Source organism: Roseovarius sp. SK2 (assembly GCF_028807495.1).
Taxonomy (GTDB): Bacteria; Pseudomonadota; Alphaproteobacteria; order Rhodobacterales; family Rhodobacteraceae; genus Roseovarius; species Roseovarius confluentis.
In genome coordinates, this window is record NZ_JARAMK010000010.1 from 122,209 (window position 1) to 137,589 (window position 15,381).

Sequence of the window (15,381 nt, forward strand, 5' to 3'; positions counted from 1 at the left end):
CTGCCCGTTTCTTACCGTCTTTTACCACTTTATAACTGGCAATTTCATCAAGATCACGTCATTCAGTGGCTGAAAAGAAGAGATTGGCATAGGAGCGCCGAAAGTGGCGGCCTCGGGACATTGGCAGTTGAAGAAAACCGTCGTGCTGGTGGGTATGATGGGCGCCGGAAAAACCGCCGTGGGCAAGGCGTTGGCGGCCATGCTTGATGTTCCTTTGCTCGACTCCGATGTCGAGATCGAAGCCGCGGCGAACATGACGATCGCCGAAATTTTTTCCCGCGACGGCGAGACGTTTTTCCGTGACCGCGAAACGCAGGTGATCGACCGGCTGCTTGACGGCCATCGTTGCATTCTGTCGGCCGGAGGCGGCGCTTTCCTCTCCGAGCGCAACCGCGATCTTATCGGGGCCAAGGGCGTCTCGGTCTGGCTTCAGGCCGACCTGAAGCTTTTGTGGAATCGCGTAAAGCATAAAGATACCAGGCCCTTGCTGCGCACGGCTGATCCTTACAAGACGTTAAAGGACCTCTATGAGGCGCGGCTGCCGTATTACGAAATGGCCGATCTCGCGGTGCCCGCCCATGCGTCCTACACGATCGACCAGATGGCCATCAAGGTTTGCGAGGCGCTTCAACAGCGGCCCGATGTGCTGGAGAAGGTGACATGACAGAACGTGTTCACGTGGGGCTGGGCGACCGGGCCTATGACATCCATATCGGCCCCGGGCTTCTCGGACAGGCCGGGGCGCTGATCGCGCCGCTGCTGCGCCGCCCCCGCGTGGCCATCGTCACGGACGAAACAGTCGGAGCGTTGCATCTCGCCACGCTTCAGGCGGGACTGAAGGCGGGCGGCATCGACAGCACCGCCCTCGCGCTGCCCCCCGGCGAAGGCACCAAGGGCTGGCCGCAGTTCGAACGTTGTGTCGAATGGCTCCTGTCCGAAAAGGTCGAACGCAGCGACGTGGTCATCGCTTTCGGCGGCGGCGTCATCGGCGATCTGGTGGGCTTCGCCGCGTCTGTCCTGCGCCGCGGGGTGCGGTTCGTGCAGGTACCCACCAGCCTGCTTGCCCAGGTCGACAGTTCCGTGGGAGGCAAAACCGGCATCAACGCGCCCCAGGGCAAGAACCTCATCGGTGCCTTCCATCAGCCCAGCCTCGTTCTGGCGGATACGGATGTACTCGGAACGCTGAAAAGTCGTGATTTCCTGGCCGGTTATGGCGAAGTGGTAAAGTACGGCCTGCTTGGGGACGCCGCCTTCTTCGACTGGCTGGAAACCCACGGTCCCAGTATGGCGCAGGGCGACATGGCTGGCCGGATCGCGGGGGTCAAACGCTCGGTCGAAATGAAGGCCGAGATCGTCATCGAGGATGAAAAGGAACACGGCCGCCGCGCGCTCCTGAACCTTGGTCACACCTTCTGCCACGCGCTCGAGGCCGCCACCGGATACGGCGACCGCCTGCTTCACGGCGAGGGCGTCGCCATCGGCTGTGCGCTGGCGTTCGAGCTCTCAAGCCGTCTGGGCCTGTGTTCGCAGGAAGACCCCAGCCGCGTCCGCGCCCATCTGCGCGACATGAACATGAAGGTGGACCTGTCGGATATTGCAGGAGAATTGCCGGATGCCGACGGCCTTATCGAGCTCATGAGCCAGGACAAGAAGGTGGTCGACGGCAAGCTGCGCTTCATCCTCGCGCGCGGCATCGGAGACGCCTTCGTGGCCGAGGACGTGGACATGGATGTGGTCCACAAAGTCCTGTCCGAGGCACTGGCCGCGCGCTGAGTCCCGCCGCCACCTGCGTAGGGTGGGTGATAACCCACGCGCGACCCATTCACTCTGTCCCGATCGCCTTTGACGTATTCACCCGCTTCGACAATTCCTCAAGCGTCTCGACCCGCTCGGAATACCGATCGGTCAGGTACGCCGCCTGATCGCGCGTCAGCAGCGTGAACTTCACCAACTCCTCCATCACGTCCACCACCCGGTCGTATAGCGGCCCCGGCTTCATCCGGTCGGTCTCGTCGAATTCGTCCCACGCTTTCGGCACGGACGACTGGTTCGGGATCGTTAGCATCCGCATCCACCGGCCCAGGATCCGCATCTGGTTCACCGCATTGAAGCTCTGCGACCCGCCACTCACCTGCGCCACGGCCAGGGTCTTGCCCTGCGTCGGGCGGATGCCGCCGATGGGCGCCAGCGGGATCCAGTCGATCATCGCCTTCATCACGCCGGTCATTGCGCCATGCCGCTCGGGGCTGACCCAGACCATACCTTCGGACCACATCACCAACTCGCGCAGCTCCGCCACCTTCGGATGGCTCGTCTCGGCATCGTCGGGCAGGGGCAGGCCATGCGGATCGAATGTCCGCGTCTCGGCACCGAGATGGCGCAACACCCGCGCCGCTTCCTCGCTCAACAGCCGCGAAAACGACCGTTCCCGCAAACTGCCATAAAGCAGCAGGAGTCGCGGCGCATGGCGGGCCCGCTCCGCCGGGAACAGGCGGTCCTCGTCTGTGCCCGGCAGGGCGTCCGCGTTCAGGTTGGGTAAATCACTCATCCGCGCACCTCTTGGCGTTGACCGAACCGCGCCCGCGTCCGGTTGGCAAACGCAACCAGCGACAGCATCACCGGCACCTCCACCAGCACACCGACCACAGTGGCCAGCGCCGCACCCGAATTGAGACCAAAGAGGCTGATGGCAACAGCAACCGCCAACTCGAAGAAATTCGAGGTCCCGATCATCGCGCAGGGCGCCGCCACCCGGTGCGGCACGCGCATCACGTAGGCCGCACCATAGGCCAGCGCGAAAATCCCGTAGCTCTGGATCAGGATCGGCACCGCGATCAGCGCGATCACGAAGGGATTCGCCAGGATGATGCTGCCCTGCAACCCGAACAGGATCACCACAGTCGCGATCAAACCGATGATCGACCATGGCTTCACCCGTGCCGTGAACGCCTCGATCGCCGCTTTCGAGCCCAGCATCCGCCGCGTCACCAGCCCCGCCACCAGCGGCAGCACCACGTAGAGGACCGTCGCCGTCACCAGTGTCTGCCACGGCACTGTGATGTCGGTCACCCCCAGCAGAACCGCGACGATGGGGGCGAAAGCGAAGACCATGATCAGGTCGTTCACCGACACCTGCACCAGTGTGTAGGTCTCGTCGCCCTTCGTCAGTTGCGACCACACGAAGACCATCGCCGTGCAGGGCGCCGCGCCCAGCAGGATCAGCCCGGCAATGTACTGCGCCGCATCCTCCGGCGCGATCCACGGCGCGAAAACGTAATCGAAAAACAGCACCGCCAGCAGCGCCATGGTGAACGGCTTGATCAGCCAGTTGACGATCAGCGTGATCACCAGCCCCTTCGGCTGTTTCGCCACCGCCGGAATGGTGCTCAGGTCCACACCGATCATCATCGGATAGATCATCGCCCAGATCAGCACCGCCACCACGAGGTTGATCCGTGCCACCTCTGCCGCCGCGACGGCCTCCACCAGCCCCGGCGCCATCACGCCAAGCGCGATACCCAGCACGATCGCCAGCGCGATCCAGACGCTCAGGTAGCGTTCGAAAACGCCCAATCCGCTGTCCTGCGGGGTGTCGGTTCTGTCCGTCATCTTTGCCTTTCCTTCGCGTCTGCCCGGGTCAGCATTCCAGCGAAATTTCGTCGATAAGCGACTGGCATCGCGCAGGATTTCCGCCACAGCAATCCTCCATCAAAAACGCCAGCAACCCACGGAGGCCCCCGATCTCGGCGCGATAGCGCACCGAGCGACCGTCCCGCGTGGCCCGGACCAACCCGGCCTGCGACAGGATCGACAGATGCGCCGACATGGTGTTCTGCCGCACGCCGCAAGTTGTCGCGATTTCGCCCGCCGCCATGCCCTCGGGGCCGGCCCGCATCAACAGGCGAAACACGTCCAGCCGTGTATCCTGTGACAGGGCCTGAAAGGCGGCAAGGGCGCTTGGCTTATCCATATATCGAGAAATATGGATATTTAGCGTGGAACGCAAGCGATCTCTGTGTAACATTGAACCGCCGCCGCGACGGCAGCGCGGCGGCGCAGGAACAAAGCGCATCGCCACCCGTTTCGCCGGGAATAGGTCCGTTGTCCGGCCACACACCAAATAGGAAAGGTCGATCTTCATGAAAGCCGCGATCCACGATACATTCGGCGACCCCGCCAAGGTCCTCTACACGACCGACACCGACACGCCCGAACCGGGCGAGGGGCAGGTGCGTATCCGGACCCTCCTGTCGCCCATCCACAACCACGACCTCTGGACGGTGCGCGGCACCTACGGCTACAAGCCCGAACTGCCCGGTGCGATCGGCGGCTCCGAGGCGGCGGGCATCGTCGACGCCGTGGGCGAAGGCGTCGATGACAGCCTCAAGGGCCAGCGCGTCGCCGTCGCGGGCGTGCATGGCACATGGGCCGAGTATTTCCTCGCGCCCGCGAACGGCCTCATGCCCTTGCCCGAGCAGATCTCCGACGAGCAGGGCGCGCAGCTTATCGCCATGCCATTCTCGGCCATTTCCCTGCTCGACAGCCTCAAGGCCGAGCAGGGCGACTGGGTCATCCAGACTGCCGCCAACGGGGCTGTGGGCCGCATCATGGCCGTTCTGGCAAAGGAACGCGGCATCAACCTCGTCAACCTCGTGCGCCGGGACGAAGCCGCGCAAGGCCTGCGCGACTCAGGAACCACGAATGTCATTTCCACCTCTGACGACGACTGGACCGATCAAGTCAGTGAAACCATCGGCGACGGCAAGGGCGTCTCGGCCATCGATTCCGTTGGCGGTGAGGTCGCGGCACATCTTGTCGACCTGCTGTCGAGCGACGGCGAAATGATCGTCTTCGGCACAGCAACCGGCGCACCAATGCCGCTTGCCTCTGGTCCGCTCATCATGAAACAGATCACAGTCAAGGGCTTCTGGGGCGCCCGTGTCGGGCCCGAGATGGACCCCGACCGCCGCGAAAGCCTGATGACCGAACTGGTGACACTCGCGGTGCAGGGCAAGCTGCCGCTGGCAGCGGACGGCACGTATTCCCTCGATCAGGTCACCGACGCCGTGACCGCTTCTCTGACCCCCGGTCGTGATGGCAAGGTCATGCTGAAACCCTGACGCCGCCACGCGCTCGTTGTCTTGCAAGGAAAACGCCCCGGAATTTTTCAATAATTCCGGGGCGTCAATGCCTCATTCGGCGATCTTCACCAAAGCGTGCCGCTTCTTGCCCGCCGACAGCTTGATCGGTGACGACAGCGCACCCTGATCCACGATCAACCCCGCATCGGTCAGCGGCTGGTCGTCCATCCGGGCGCCGTTCTCGGCAATCAGGCGCTTGGCCTCCTTGCCCGATCCGGCCAGTCCGGATTTCACGATCAGTTGCACGATGGAAATCCCGTCGCCTACCTCGGCCGGCGACAGTTCCAGCGTCGGCAGATCGTCCCCGACACCGCCTTTCTCGAACACTTCCCGCGCCGTGGCTTGCGCCTTCGCCGCCGCATCGGCCCCGTGCAGCAGGGTCGTCACCTCGTTCGCCAGGATCACCTTGGCCTCGTTGATCTCGGCCCCTGCCAGCGCGCCCAGCCGGTTGCATTCGTCCACCGGCAACTCGGTGTAAAGCTTCAGGAACCGCCCCACATCGGCATCCATCGTGTTCCGCCAGAACTGCCAGAACTCGTAAGGTGACCGCATATCCGCATTCAGCCACACCGCGCCATCCGCCGACTTGCCCATCTTGCGCCCGTCGGCGGTCTCCAGAAGGGGCGAGGTCAGGCCATAGATCTCGTGGTCCAGCACCCGCCGCGTCAGGTCGATCCCGTTGACGATATTGCCCCACTGGTCCGACCCGCCCATCTGCAACAGGCAGCCATAGCGCCGGTTCAGCTCCAGAAAGTCATAGGCCTGAAGGATCATGTAGTTGAACTCGAGAAAGCTCAGCGACTGCTCCCGGTCCAGCCGCGACTTGACGCTCTCGAAAGACAGCATCCGGTTGACCGAGAAATGCCGCCCGATATCGCGCAGGAACTCCAGGTAATTCAGCCCGTCCAGCCATTCGGCATTGTTCAGCATCAGCGCATCCGTGGGCCCGTCGCCATAGGCCAGGTATCGCGCAAAGACCTGCTGCATCCCGTTGATATTGCTCTCGATCTGCTCGGGCCCCAGCAAGGGCCGCTCGTCCGACCGAAAGCTCGGGTCACCCACCTTCGTGGTCCCGCCACCCATCAGCGTGATCGGCTTGTGCCCGGTTTTCTGCAACCAGCGCAGCATCATGATGTTCAGCAGGTGCCCCACATGCAGCGACTGCGCCGTGGCGTCATAACCGATATAGGTCGGCACCACGCCCGCGCTCAGGGCGTCGTCCAGCCCCTGGTAATCGGTGCAGTCGGCCAGAAAGCCGCGCTCGATCATCGTGGCCATGAAATCCGATTTGGCGTGGTAGGTCATATCGCTTGTCCCAGCTGGTTTTGCGCGGCATGTATAGGGATGGTTCAGGCGAAGGAAAAGGCCATGTTGAAGGCCGGTTTGAAGAGCGGCCCGGTCTGGGCGCTCGGGGCGATGTCGGGCACCTCTCTCGACGGGGTCGATGCCGCCATGGTCCAGACCGATGGCGAGGCGATCTTTGCCTTCGGCGACAGCGGCTATCGCGAGTATTCTTCCACGGAAGAAGCCGTTCTGCGCGACGCCCTTGGCAAATGGCCCGACGAGGTGGGGCAGGAGGTCCTGCCGCTCGTCCAACAGGCCCATGTCGACGTGCTGTCGCGCTTTGAAGGCGCGCAGATCGTCGGCTTCCACGGCCAGACCTTGGCGCATGATCCACAGGGGCGCGGAACGCACCAGCTGGGTGATGGTGCGGCGCTGGCCATGCATCTCGACCTCCCGGTGATCTGGGATTTCCGCTCGGCCGATGTGCGCCTTGGTGGCGAGGGCGCGCCGCTCGCCCCGTTCTTCCACTTCGCCTGCGCCAAGTGGATGGAGGCCGAACGCCCGCTCGCGTTCCTAAATCTGGGGGGCGTGGGCAACATCACCTGGATCGACCCCAGCCGCGACCGCCCCGATCAGGACGGCGCGCTGTTGGCCTTTGACACCGGCCCTGCAAATGCCCCCGTCAACGACCTGATGATGCAGCGCAGGGGCGAGCCCTGCGACCGTGACGGCGCATTGGCTCTGCAAGGCACCGTGGCGCAAGGCGCGCTCGAGCTTTTCCTCGACGAGCCGTATTTTCGCAAGATCCCCCCGAAAAGCCTCGACCGCGACGCGTTTTCCGACCTCTACACCCTCGTGCACGAACTCGGTGACGCCGACGCCGCGGCCACCCTCACGGCGATGAGCGCCGCGGCGGTTCTGCAGGCGATGGAGCATTGCCCATCCCCGCCCGAACGCCTGCTGGTCTGCGGCGGCGGGCGCAAGAACCCCGTCATGATGTCCATGCTGCGCGCCGCACTCGACGCCGTGGTGGACCCGGTCGAGGCGGTGGGCCTTGATGGTGATATGCTGGAAGCACAGGCCTTCGGCCATCTTGCCGTGCGCGTGCTACGCGGCCTGCCAACATCCTGCCCCGCGACAACCGGCGTCGCGGCGGCAGTGGCAGGCGGCACTGTCAGTTGGCCGGACGGGAGCACGCGATGAAATACGACCTGGACAACGGTATGGGAACGCGCATCGGTCTCGTGGTCCTGAGCACCGACGAGACGCTGGAAACCGAGGCGCGCAGCATCCTCGCGGGCCGCGACGTGGCCGTGCATCACACCCGCATCTTCTCGGACAACGAGGTCACGGCCGAAAACCTCGTTTCCATGCAGGAACGCATGGCCGCCTCCGCCTCGCTTCTGCCGGACGGGCTCGATGCCGTGGGCTATGGCTGTACCTCCGCCTCGGCGCTGATGGGCCCCGAGCTGGTCGAGGGGCAGGTGCAACTGGCCCATCCCGGCGTCCCCGTCACCAACCCGATCAGCGCCGTGGTCGCCGGTCTCCGCGCGCTCGGGGCGTCGCGCATCGCGATGGTCACGCCATACTCGGCGCAGGTCATCGCCCCCATGCGCAGCTTTCTGGAATCACGCGGCATCGAGGTCGTGCACAACCTCAGCTTCGGCGAAACCGACGACCGTCGCGTCGCGCGCATCACCGAAGGCTCCACCCACGCCGCCGTCACCGAGGCCGCCAAGGCCAAGGGCGTGCAGGCCATCTTCACCTCCTGCACCAACCTGCGCACCTTCGGCGTGATCGCCCCCCTCGAATCCGAGTTGGGCCTGCCGGTCATCAGCTCCAACCAGGCGCTGCTGTGGCACATTCTGGGCCGCGCCGGGATAGATGCGCGCGGATGGGGCCCGGGGCGGCTCTTCGAGACCGAAGGCGTACGCACCGCGGTCGCCTGACCGCGCCTCGGCGCTCCGGTCCCGGGCCTGTCCCGGGATGGCGTCCGCCGCGTAGGGTGGGTGAAAACCCACCGTACCTCACCGGCTGCCGTCCTTTCATCGACCCTCAATGCGCCCCTGCCATTCGCAGCGCCGCTGGGACGGGCAGGGCGCTGAAAAACCAGTCGCTTGCCAGAGGGAACCCGCGCATCGCGCCAACAACCAAGAGACAGGCCGCGAATAACCGCGCTATGCTTGCGCTGCGGGAGCGGCAAGACATGCGTCGCATCCCGGCAAAAACAAGAAACGGCCACCCAAAAGGCCGGTCCAACAAGGAGAAGAGAATGGATTTCCTCGACAAATTGACGCGCGACCTGCGCACGCGACGGATCTCGCGCCGCCGCTTCATGCAACAGGGGCTGGCCGCCGGCGCGACTGTCTCGGCCCTGTCCCTGACCGCCGACATGGTCCACGCCCAGACCCCACGGAAAGGCGGTCATTTTCGCGTCGCCCGTGGCCACGGCGCGACCACCGACAAGCTCGATCCCGGCGTCATCGAGAACGGCTACACGATTGGCCTCTCCTTGGGTGGCTACCAGGGCTACCTGACCGAAATCGCGCCCGACGGCAGCCTCGCGCCCTCGCTCGCCGAAAGCTGGGAATCCTCGCCCGACGCCAAGACCTGGACGTTCAAGCTGCGCGACGGTCTGGAATTCCACAATGGCCGCACGGTCAAGGCCAGCGACGTCATCGCCTCGATCAACCACCACCGGGGCGAGGGCAACACCTCCGCCGCCGGGCCGCTCGTCGCACCGGTGACCGAGATCACCGCCGATGGCGACCTCGTCGTGGTGGTCGAGCTGGAGAGCGGGAACGCCGACTTCCCCTTCATCATGACCGACTACCACCTGCCGGTGATGCCCGCCAACGAGGACGGCACGATGAACTGGCAGGATTACATCGGCTGCGGCTCCTACGTCCTCGACAATTACGATGCCGGCGTCAGCTCGCAGCTTTCCCGCCACGCCAACCACTGGAACGACGACGTGGCCTTTTTCGACACGGTCGAGGTGTTGTCGATCATCGACCAGAACGCCCGCACCTCGGCGCTGGTCTCGGGCGACGTTCACGTCATCGACCGGGTCGATCTCAAGACCGCCGCCCTGCTGGGCCGCCGCGACGGGGTCAACCTCAAGACCACCACCGGCACGCTGCACTATTCGCTGCCGATGCTCTGCGATGTCGATCCCTATACCGACAACAACATCCGGCTCGCAGTGAAATACGCCATCGACCGGCAGGAACTGGTGGACAAGATCCTCTTCGGCTACGGCGAGGTCGGCAACGACCATCCCATCGGCTCGGGCCAGCGCTTCTACAACGACGAGTTGGAACAGCGCACCTATGACCCCGACCGTGCCAAGTTCCACCTCAAGGAGGCGGGCCTCGACTCGCTCCAGATCGAGATAATGGCCTCCGAGGCCGCCTTCGCCGGAGCGGTCGACGCGGCCATCCTGATCCAGAACTCCGCCAAGGGCGCAAACATCGATCTCAACGTCAACCGCCAGCCCAATGACGGCTTCTGGGCCGACCACTGGATGAAATCCCCCTTCATCACCAGTTACTGGAGCGGGCGTCCGGTGGAGGACCAGATGTTTTCGACCACCTACCAGACCGGCGTGTCGTGGAACGAGTCACACTGGTCGAACGAGCGTTTCGACAAGCTTCTGGTCGAGGCCCGCGCGGAACTCGACGAGACCAAGCGCCGCGACATGTATTTCGAAATGCAGAAGATCCTCAACGAAGAGGGCGGCTCGGCCATCCCGATGTTCGCATCCTATGTCTTCGGGGTGGGCGACGACGTCGGCACGCCCGAGACGATTGCTACCAACTGGGATCTCGACGGCGAACGCTACATGGAGCGTTGGTGGCTCACCGCGTGACCTGAAACGAAAGAGCGGTCCGGTCAAAAAACCGCGCCACGGTTTCCCGTGGCGCGGCCTGCGCTTGCAAGGTCCTGTTTGGTGCTACGCCGTGGCCATCATGAACAGGACGTAGACCGAGACAAGGGCCAGCCCCACCGTACCGGTCCACGCCAGCCCCATCATGAAGCGACCGGGCATATGCTCGCGCTCCTCGGGCGTCTGAAAGCCGTCGGTGACCGCCTTGATCGTCAGCCAGTAGATAACCGGCGAGAAGACCAGTGCGAGGATCGAGGCGACCTGCACCACCAGGATCGGCTTCGGCATACCGAACATCACGGCAGCGCCGCCGACGACCCACAACACCTGAAAACCGCGGTTGATCAGCTTGCGTGTCGTAGGCTTGTCCCAGCTTGTCTTGAGCCGGACACAGCATTCCTCGAACACCCGGGCCTGACCGTCGAAGTAGGTGAAGACCGTCGAAAAGAGCGCCGCGATACCACCGGCGATGATGATCGGGAAGACCCACGCGCCGAACGTGTCGGTGTAGATGCGTGCGATCGTTACGCCCATTTCACGCCCCGAGGGAACAAGGCCGATCGGGTTCAGCACGACGGCACCGACGATCAGGAACACCATGCCGGTCAGCGCCGCGACGATGTAGGACACATTCATGTCACGGCGATAGAGGATCATCGAGTTCTTCATGTAGTCGGGATGCACGTCGACCTTGTGGCCTTTCTCCCGCATCTCCCGCACGTAGACCATGCCGCTTTTCTTGTCGACGGCCCAGTTGGACTGCATCGCCGAGACCTCGGTCGTGGTCGGGAAGTACCCGAACATCGACCCGAAAAGGATCATGGCACCGGCAGGCGGCAGGCTCGGCAGCAGCCGCGACAGGTATTCACCCGCAGGCGGCGCCTGAAGCGCGAAGGCGACAAAGGACGACAGCGCGAAGACGATGATCGCGACCTTGACGATGCCTTCGAACACCTCGTACTTGCCCAGCCACAGGATGGCGACGCTGATCAGCAGGACGGACATCGACCACATCTCGAGGGGCATGAACGGGAAGGCGGCCCAGAGTAGCGCGCCACACCCCAGCGCCCGCCCAGCGATGCCAAACGTGTTGGCCAGCGACTGGAAGCCAAGATACCAGAACGGCCACTGGCCGACCCGGGCATAGGCGTTCATGATGCTTTCGCCCTTCACCATCGTGTAGCGGTGGGCGAATTCGAAACAGCAGTATTTCAGGATATAGGCCACCGGGATGATCCACAGCAGGGCATAGCCGAACTGCGCGCCGGCCGTGGGCCCGTGCATGATGTGGCTGGCGCCGATACCGGTCATCGCGGCGGCGATGCCGGGGCCTGCGTTCTTCCAGGTGTCTTTCAGCGTCGTTCCCGGCGCATCCAAATAGATTGTCTCGCTCTCCGATGCGTCGGACGCGCCCTTGTCGGCGTCCTTTCCACCCAAGGGTATCGAAATGTCACTCAACTCTTGTCCTCCCAGACATAAAACATGCCCTCGGCAGGAACGGTGCCCGATGGGCCTCGGGCCATCGGATGTCCGCGACATGCGTCGGGCAAACTCTTGTTTTCCAAGGCAGTATGAAACGCTGTGCACTTCCTGGTTCGCGTCATCTTTTGCCCGCCGTGGTAGGCTGGCATCCCACACACCAAATATCAACCAAAATATACCATTGGTTGCGTAGAATGTTCGACCGCCGAAGACAACTGTTCTGAAACGCTTGCGGTTTGAACACAGAAATGCAGGAGTGTTCCACCGGAAACCAACATGATATCAGTGGCTTGGGATCGGTATCAAATACTTCGCAAAGATGTGGGCGAAGCACCGCTCGTTTCGCTTCCGGAGTGTGCTCAGGCCTTGATATCGTGTCACAAGGGGCCCGGCCTTGCGCCCGTGAGGCCGGCGCAGGGCTCCTTCAGGCACCGGAATCAGGTCCTGTACCGACGTGTCTCCACTACCCCGTTCCGGGCCCCGACACCGGACCTCCCGCGCGGACACCGTATTTTTCACGGTCCTCGGCCCGATCTTTTGGCCCGGTCATGCGTTGAGCCCGAAACACCACAGGCTAGGGGACAGGACGCCATGCAGAACGACGCAAGCGAACACATCGCAGATCACCCGGCCCGCATCCCGCGTCGCGGCTGGTGGGACATCGCAGTTCGGATCAAGTCCGGCATCGTCGCAGACCACATGTCGGTGGTCTCCGCCGGCGTCGCCTTCTTCGGGCTTCTGGCGATCTTCCCTGCCGCGGTCGCCCTGATCTCCATCGCGGGAGTCCTGCTGGACCCCGGTGATGTCGCCACGCAGCTCAAGGAGATCGTCGCCATCCTGCCCCAGAACGCGGCCGAGATCATCCGCGACCAGGTGCTTCAGGTCACCGGCGGCGACGAAGGCGCCACGGGGCTGGCGGCCATCATCGGTCTTTTACTGGCGCTTTACGGCGCGACCAAGGGGATGATGACGCTGATGGAAGGTATGAACATCGCCTATAACGAGGAGGAGTCCCGCGGTTTCGTCGCCCTTTACGCCACCGGCATCGCGCTGACGCTGTTCATCATAGCTGGCCTGTTGGTGTCCTTGGGCGCGATGATCGTCCTGCCGAACATGATCGGCTTTCTCGGCCTGCCGGAGGGGCTGGAAACCGCGATACTGTGGCTGCAATGGCCGATCCTGGCGTTCTTCGCCATCCTCGGCCTTGCGGTGCTCTATCGGTTCGGCCCGTCCCGTCCGCCCGCCCGCTGGCGCTGGATCAGCCCCGGCGCGGTGGCCGCTACGGCCCTGTGGCTGGTCGGTACGGTCGCCTTTTCCGTCTACACACAGAATTTCGGCAGCTACAACGAGACCTACGGCACCTTGGGCGGTGTCATCATCCTGCTGACATGGCTGTGGCTCTCGGCCTTCATCGTGCTGCTCGGCGCCAAGCTGAATGCCGAGATCGAGACTCGGGCCGACGGCGATACGACCACCCCTAGCTGAGCCGCGTCTCCGCCTCTGAACGCAGGAAAGCCCCGGCCGAAACCGGGGCTTTCCCATTTCACTGTCCTGTTCCTCAGGCCCGGCGACGCCGCCGTCCACCGCGTCCGCCACGTCCGGCCTCTTCCTCGCCGGCTTTCGGCGGGGCCTTGTTGAACTTGATCCACTCGCCGCCATGCGGGTCGTTGTTGGTCAGGAAGTTGGCCGCGCGAATGGCTTCCATTTCCTTGCCGGCACGCGGCTTGGTGCTGCCCAGTTCAAAAAGCTTGCAGAAGGTCTCGTCGTCCATGTCCTCGGGGATGATGATCCCCGCGGCCTCGGCCTCGGCCCGCTTGGCGGCCTTGTCGGCTTCCTTCACGGGCAGGGCGATCGGGTTCATGATCGCGCTGGTCATGCCCGCACCCATCGCCATCGGCAGGAACGCGTTGTTGATGCCATGCCGGTTGGGCAGCCCGAAGCTGATGTTCGATGCGCCGCAGGTGGTGTTCACGCCCAGTTCTTCCCGCAGGCGCCGCACCAGCGTGAAGACCTGCAAACCGGCCGTGCCCATCGCGCCGATCGGCATGACCAGCGGATCGACCACGATGTCATGCGCCGGAATGCCGAAATCGGCGGCCCGTTCCACGATCTTCTTGGCGACGGCAAAGCGCACGTCGGGGTCTTCGGAAATCCCGGTGTCGTCATTCGAGATCGCCACCACCGGAACGTTGTATTTCTTGACCAGCGGCAGAACCAGTTCCAGCCGCTCTTCCTCGCCGGTGACCGAGTTCAGCAGCGGACGGCCCTCGCAGGTCTCAAGCCCCGCTTCCAGCGCGCCAGGCACCGAACTGTCGATGCACAGCGGCACATCGACCAGCCCCTGCACCAGTTCCACGACCTTGCGCATCAGCGGCGGTTCGGTCTGGTTGGGATCGGGGTTCGAGTTGTAGACAACGCCCGCGTTGATATCCAGAACCGTCGCGCCGGCCGCGACTTGCGCGATGGCATCGGCCTCCACGGTCGAGAAATCGCCCGCTTCCAGCTCGGCGGCAAGCTTCTTGCGGCCGGTCGGGTTGATCCGCTCACCGATCACGCAGAACGGCTGGTCGAACCCGATGATGGCGGTCTTGGTTTTGCTTTCGACGATGGTACGCGTCATGACTTATCCTTGCTTGGCGGCGGGCACGGTCGACGCGCCACCGTTTTCGATCGCCCACTCGGCATTGGTCTTGATGCCGCCCAGCGGGAAGAAGTGAACGTTGGTGATGTTGAAGTCCGGGTTGGCCGCCTTGTGCGCCGCCAGCTTGGTCAGCACGTCCGTGGGCTCGTAGGGCAACAGCAGCTTGGATACGTCCATCGCGCGCTTTTGCAGCACCTTCAGCGACGGGCCCACGCCACAGGCGATGGCGAACTTTATCAGCGTCTGCAGTTTCGCGGGCCCCGCGATGCCGATATGGATGGGCAGGGTCACACCGGCCGCGGCCAGGTCGTCGGCCCACTTGATGATCGGGTCGGCGTCAAAGGCGAACTGCGTGGCCAGAGCCATCTCGGCATCGGTGCGCTCCGAGAATTTCTGCTTCCACTGAACGGCATCCTCGACGTTCTTCATGCTGCCATCTGGGTCGATGTCGCGGTTGCCCTCGGGGTGGCCCGCCACGTGCAGCCGTTTGAATCCCGCCCGGTCGAACGCGCCGGTTTGCAACAGTTGCATCGAGCTGTCGAAATCGCCATGCGGATCCTTGACGCCACCGGCCAGCACCAGCGCCTGCTCGACGCCCGCTTCTCCCTGGTAGCGCGCGATCCAGTCCTCCAGCGTCGCCTGGTCCTTGATGATCCGCGCGGGGAAGTGCGGCATCACCTTGTAGCCTTCGGCGGCCACGCGCTTGGCGGTCACGACCATGTCCTCGATCGGCGTGCCCTCGATATGCGCGATGTAGACGCGCGTGCCTTCGGGCAGCAGATCGCGGAAATTGTCCACCTTCTCGGCAGTACGCGGCATCACCTCGATGGAATAGCCGTCCAGGAAGGCCTCCACCTGCGGGTTGACCGTGCGCGCGCCCGGGGTCTCACGTTTCTTGAAGTTCAAAAGCGCCATCGCGGCCTCCCAGAAAGATTTGCGGCCAG

General features: G+C 63.8%; 14 protein-coding genes. 7 read left to right on the plus strand and 7 right to left on the minus strand.

The features are described from left to right. Positions 1–82 precede the first annotated feature (82 nt). Positions 83–664, plus strand: coding sequence for a shikimate kinase (locus PVV74_RS17680; RefSeq protein WP_274594208.1), 582 nt, complete (start codon positions 83–85; stop codon positions 662–664). After that, entirely contained in the window at positions 661–1,773 is a 1,113-nt protein-coding gene (aroB, locus tag PVV74_RS17685) for a 3-dehydroquinate synthase (protein WP_103761075.1), read from the plus strand. The genes PVV74_RS17680 and aroB overlap by 4 nt, the downstream gene beginning before the upstream one ends. Positions 1,774–1,822: 49 nt before the next feature. Here the strand turns inward: aroB and arsH are convergent, their stop codons facing one another. Genes arsH through PVV74_RS17700 form a run of 3 tightly spaced genes read right to left on the minus strand, consistent with a single transcriptional unit; the run spans position 1,823 to position 4,141 of the window. Further along, a complete protein-coding gene (arsH, locus tag PVV74_RS17690; RefSeq protein WP_274594155.1) occupies positions 1,823–2,548 on the minus strand; it encodes an arsenical resistance protein ArsH in 726 nt (241 codons plus the stop codon). Continuing rightward, on the minus strand, positions 2,545–3,609 hold the full coding sequence (gene arsB, locus PVV74_RS17695; RefSeq protein WP_274594156.1) for an ACR3 family arsenite efflux transporter: 1,065 nt from the start codon (positions 3,607–3,609) through the stop codon (positions 2,545–2,547). The genes arsH and arsB overlap by 4 nt, the downstream gene beginning before the upstream one ends. Before the next feature lie 28 nt (positions 3,610–3,637). Next, the gene (locus PVV74_RS17700; protein ID WP_443217229.1) at positions 3,638–4,141 is read right to left on the minus strand and encodes an ArsR/SmtB family transcription factor; all 504 of its coding nucleotides are present in this window, start codon (positions 4,139–4,141) and stop codon (positions 3,638–3,640) included. Between PVV74_RS17700 and PVV74_RS17705 the strand changes: the two genes are divergently transcribed. Next, on the plus strand, positions 4,140–5,120 hold the full coding sequence (locus tag PVV74_RS17705) for a zinc-binding dehydrogenase (protein ID WP_103761079.1): 981 nt from the start codon (positions 4,140–4,142) through the stop codon (positions 5,118–5,120). The two genes, PVV74_RS17700 and PVV74_RS17705, sit on opposite strands and share 2 nt — an antisense overlap. A 72-nt stretch (positions 5,121–5,192) precedes the next feature. Here the strand turns inward: PVV74_RS17705 and tyrS are convergent, their stop codons facing one another. Further along, positions 5,193–6,446, minus strand: coding sequence for a tyrosine--tRNA ligase (gene tyrS / locus PVV74_RS17710; protein ID WP_274594157.1), 1,254 nt, complete (start codon positions 6,444–6,446; stop codon positions 5,193–5,195). A gap of 63 nt (positions 6,447–6,509) precedes the next feature. Here tyrS and PVV74_RS17715 point away from each other — a divergent pair, with 63 nt between their 5' ends. The 3 genes from PVV74_RS17715 to PVV74_RS17725 all read left to right on the plus strand — a co-directional run bounded on the left by PVV74_RS17715 (position 6,510) and on the right by PVV74_RS17725 (position 10,296). After that, positions 6,510–7,628: an anhydro-N-acetylmuramic acid kinase gene (locus PVV74_RS17715; RefSeq protein ID WP_274594158.1), complete on the plus strand. Its 1,119-nt coding sequence runs from the start codon at positions 6,510–6,512 to the stop codon at positions 7,626–7,628. Next, on the plus strand, positions 7,625–8,374 hold the full coding sequence (locus PVV74_RS17720; RefSeq protein WP_274594159.1) for a maleate cis-trans isomerase family protein: 750 nt from the start codon (positions 7,625–7,627) through the stop codon (positions 8,372–8,374). The genes PVV74_RS17715 and PVV74_RS17720 overlap by 4 nt, the downstream gene beginning before the upstream one ends. Before the next feature lie 323 nt (positions 8,375–8,697). Continuing rightward, positions 8,698–10,296, plus strand: coding sequence for an ABC transporter substrate-binding protein (locus PVV74_RS17725; protein ID WP_274594160.1), 1,599 nt, complete (start codon positions 8,698–8,700; stop codon positions 10,294–10,296). An 84-nt stretch (positions 10,297–10,380) separates the two neighbouring features. Here PVV74_RS17725 and PVV74_RS17730 read toward each other — a convergent pair whose 3' ends face one another. Continuing rightward, positions 10,381–11,772: an Nramp family divalent metal transporter gene (locus tag PVV74_RS17730; RefSeq protein WP_211286089.1), complete on the minus strand. Its 1,392-nt coding sequence runs from the start codon at positions 11,770–11,772 to the stop codon at positions 10,381–10,383. Between the two features lie 615 nt (positions 11,773–12,387). Here PVV74_RS17730 and PVV74_RS17735 point away from each other — a divergent pair. Then, a complete protein-coding gene (locus PVV74_RS17735; RefSeq protein WP_274594161.1) occupies positions 12,388–13,281 on the plus strand; it encodes a YihY/virulence factor BrkB family protein in 894 nt (297 codons plus the stop codon). A gap of 73 nt (positions 13,282–13,354) precedes the next feature. On the opposite strand, the gene PVV74_RS17740 is transcribed toward PVV74_RS17735, so the two are convergent. Together PVV74_RS17740 and PVV74_RS17745 are read right to left on the minus strand one after the other, a co-directional pair. Then, positions 13,355–14,416, minus strand: coding sequence for a methyltetrahydrofolate cobalamin methyltransferase (locus PVV74_RS17740; RefSeq protein ID WP_103761085.1), 1,062 nt, complete (start codon positions 14,414–14,416; stop codon positions 13,355–13,357). 3 nt (positions 14,417–14,419) lie between these two features. Next, the gene (locus PVV74_RS17745; RefSeq protein WP_274594162.1) at positions 14,420–15,352 is read right to left on the minus strand and encodes a methylenetetrahydrofolate reductase; all 933 of its coding nucleotides are present in this window, start codon (positions 15,350–15,352) and stop codon (positions 14,420–14,422) included. Positions 15,353–15,381 lie beyond the last annotated feature (29 nt).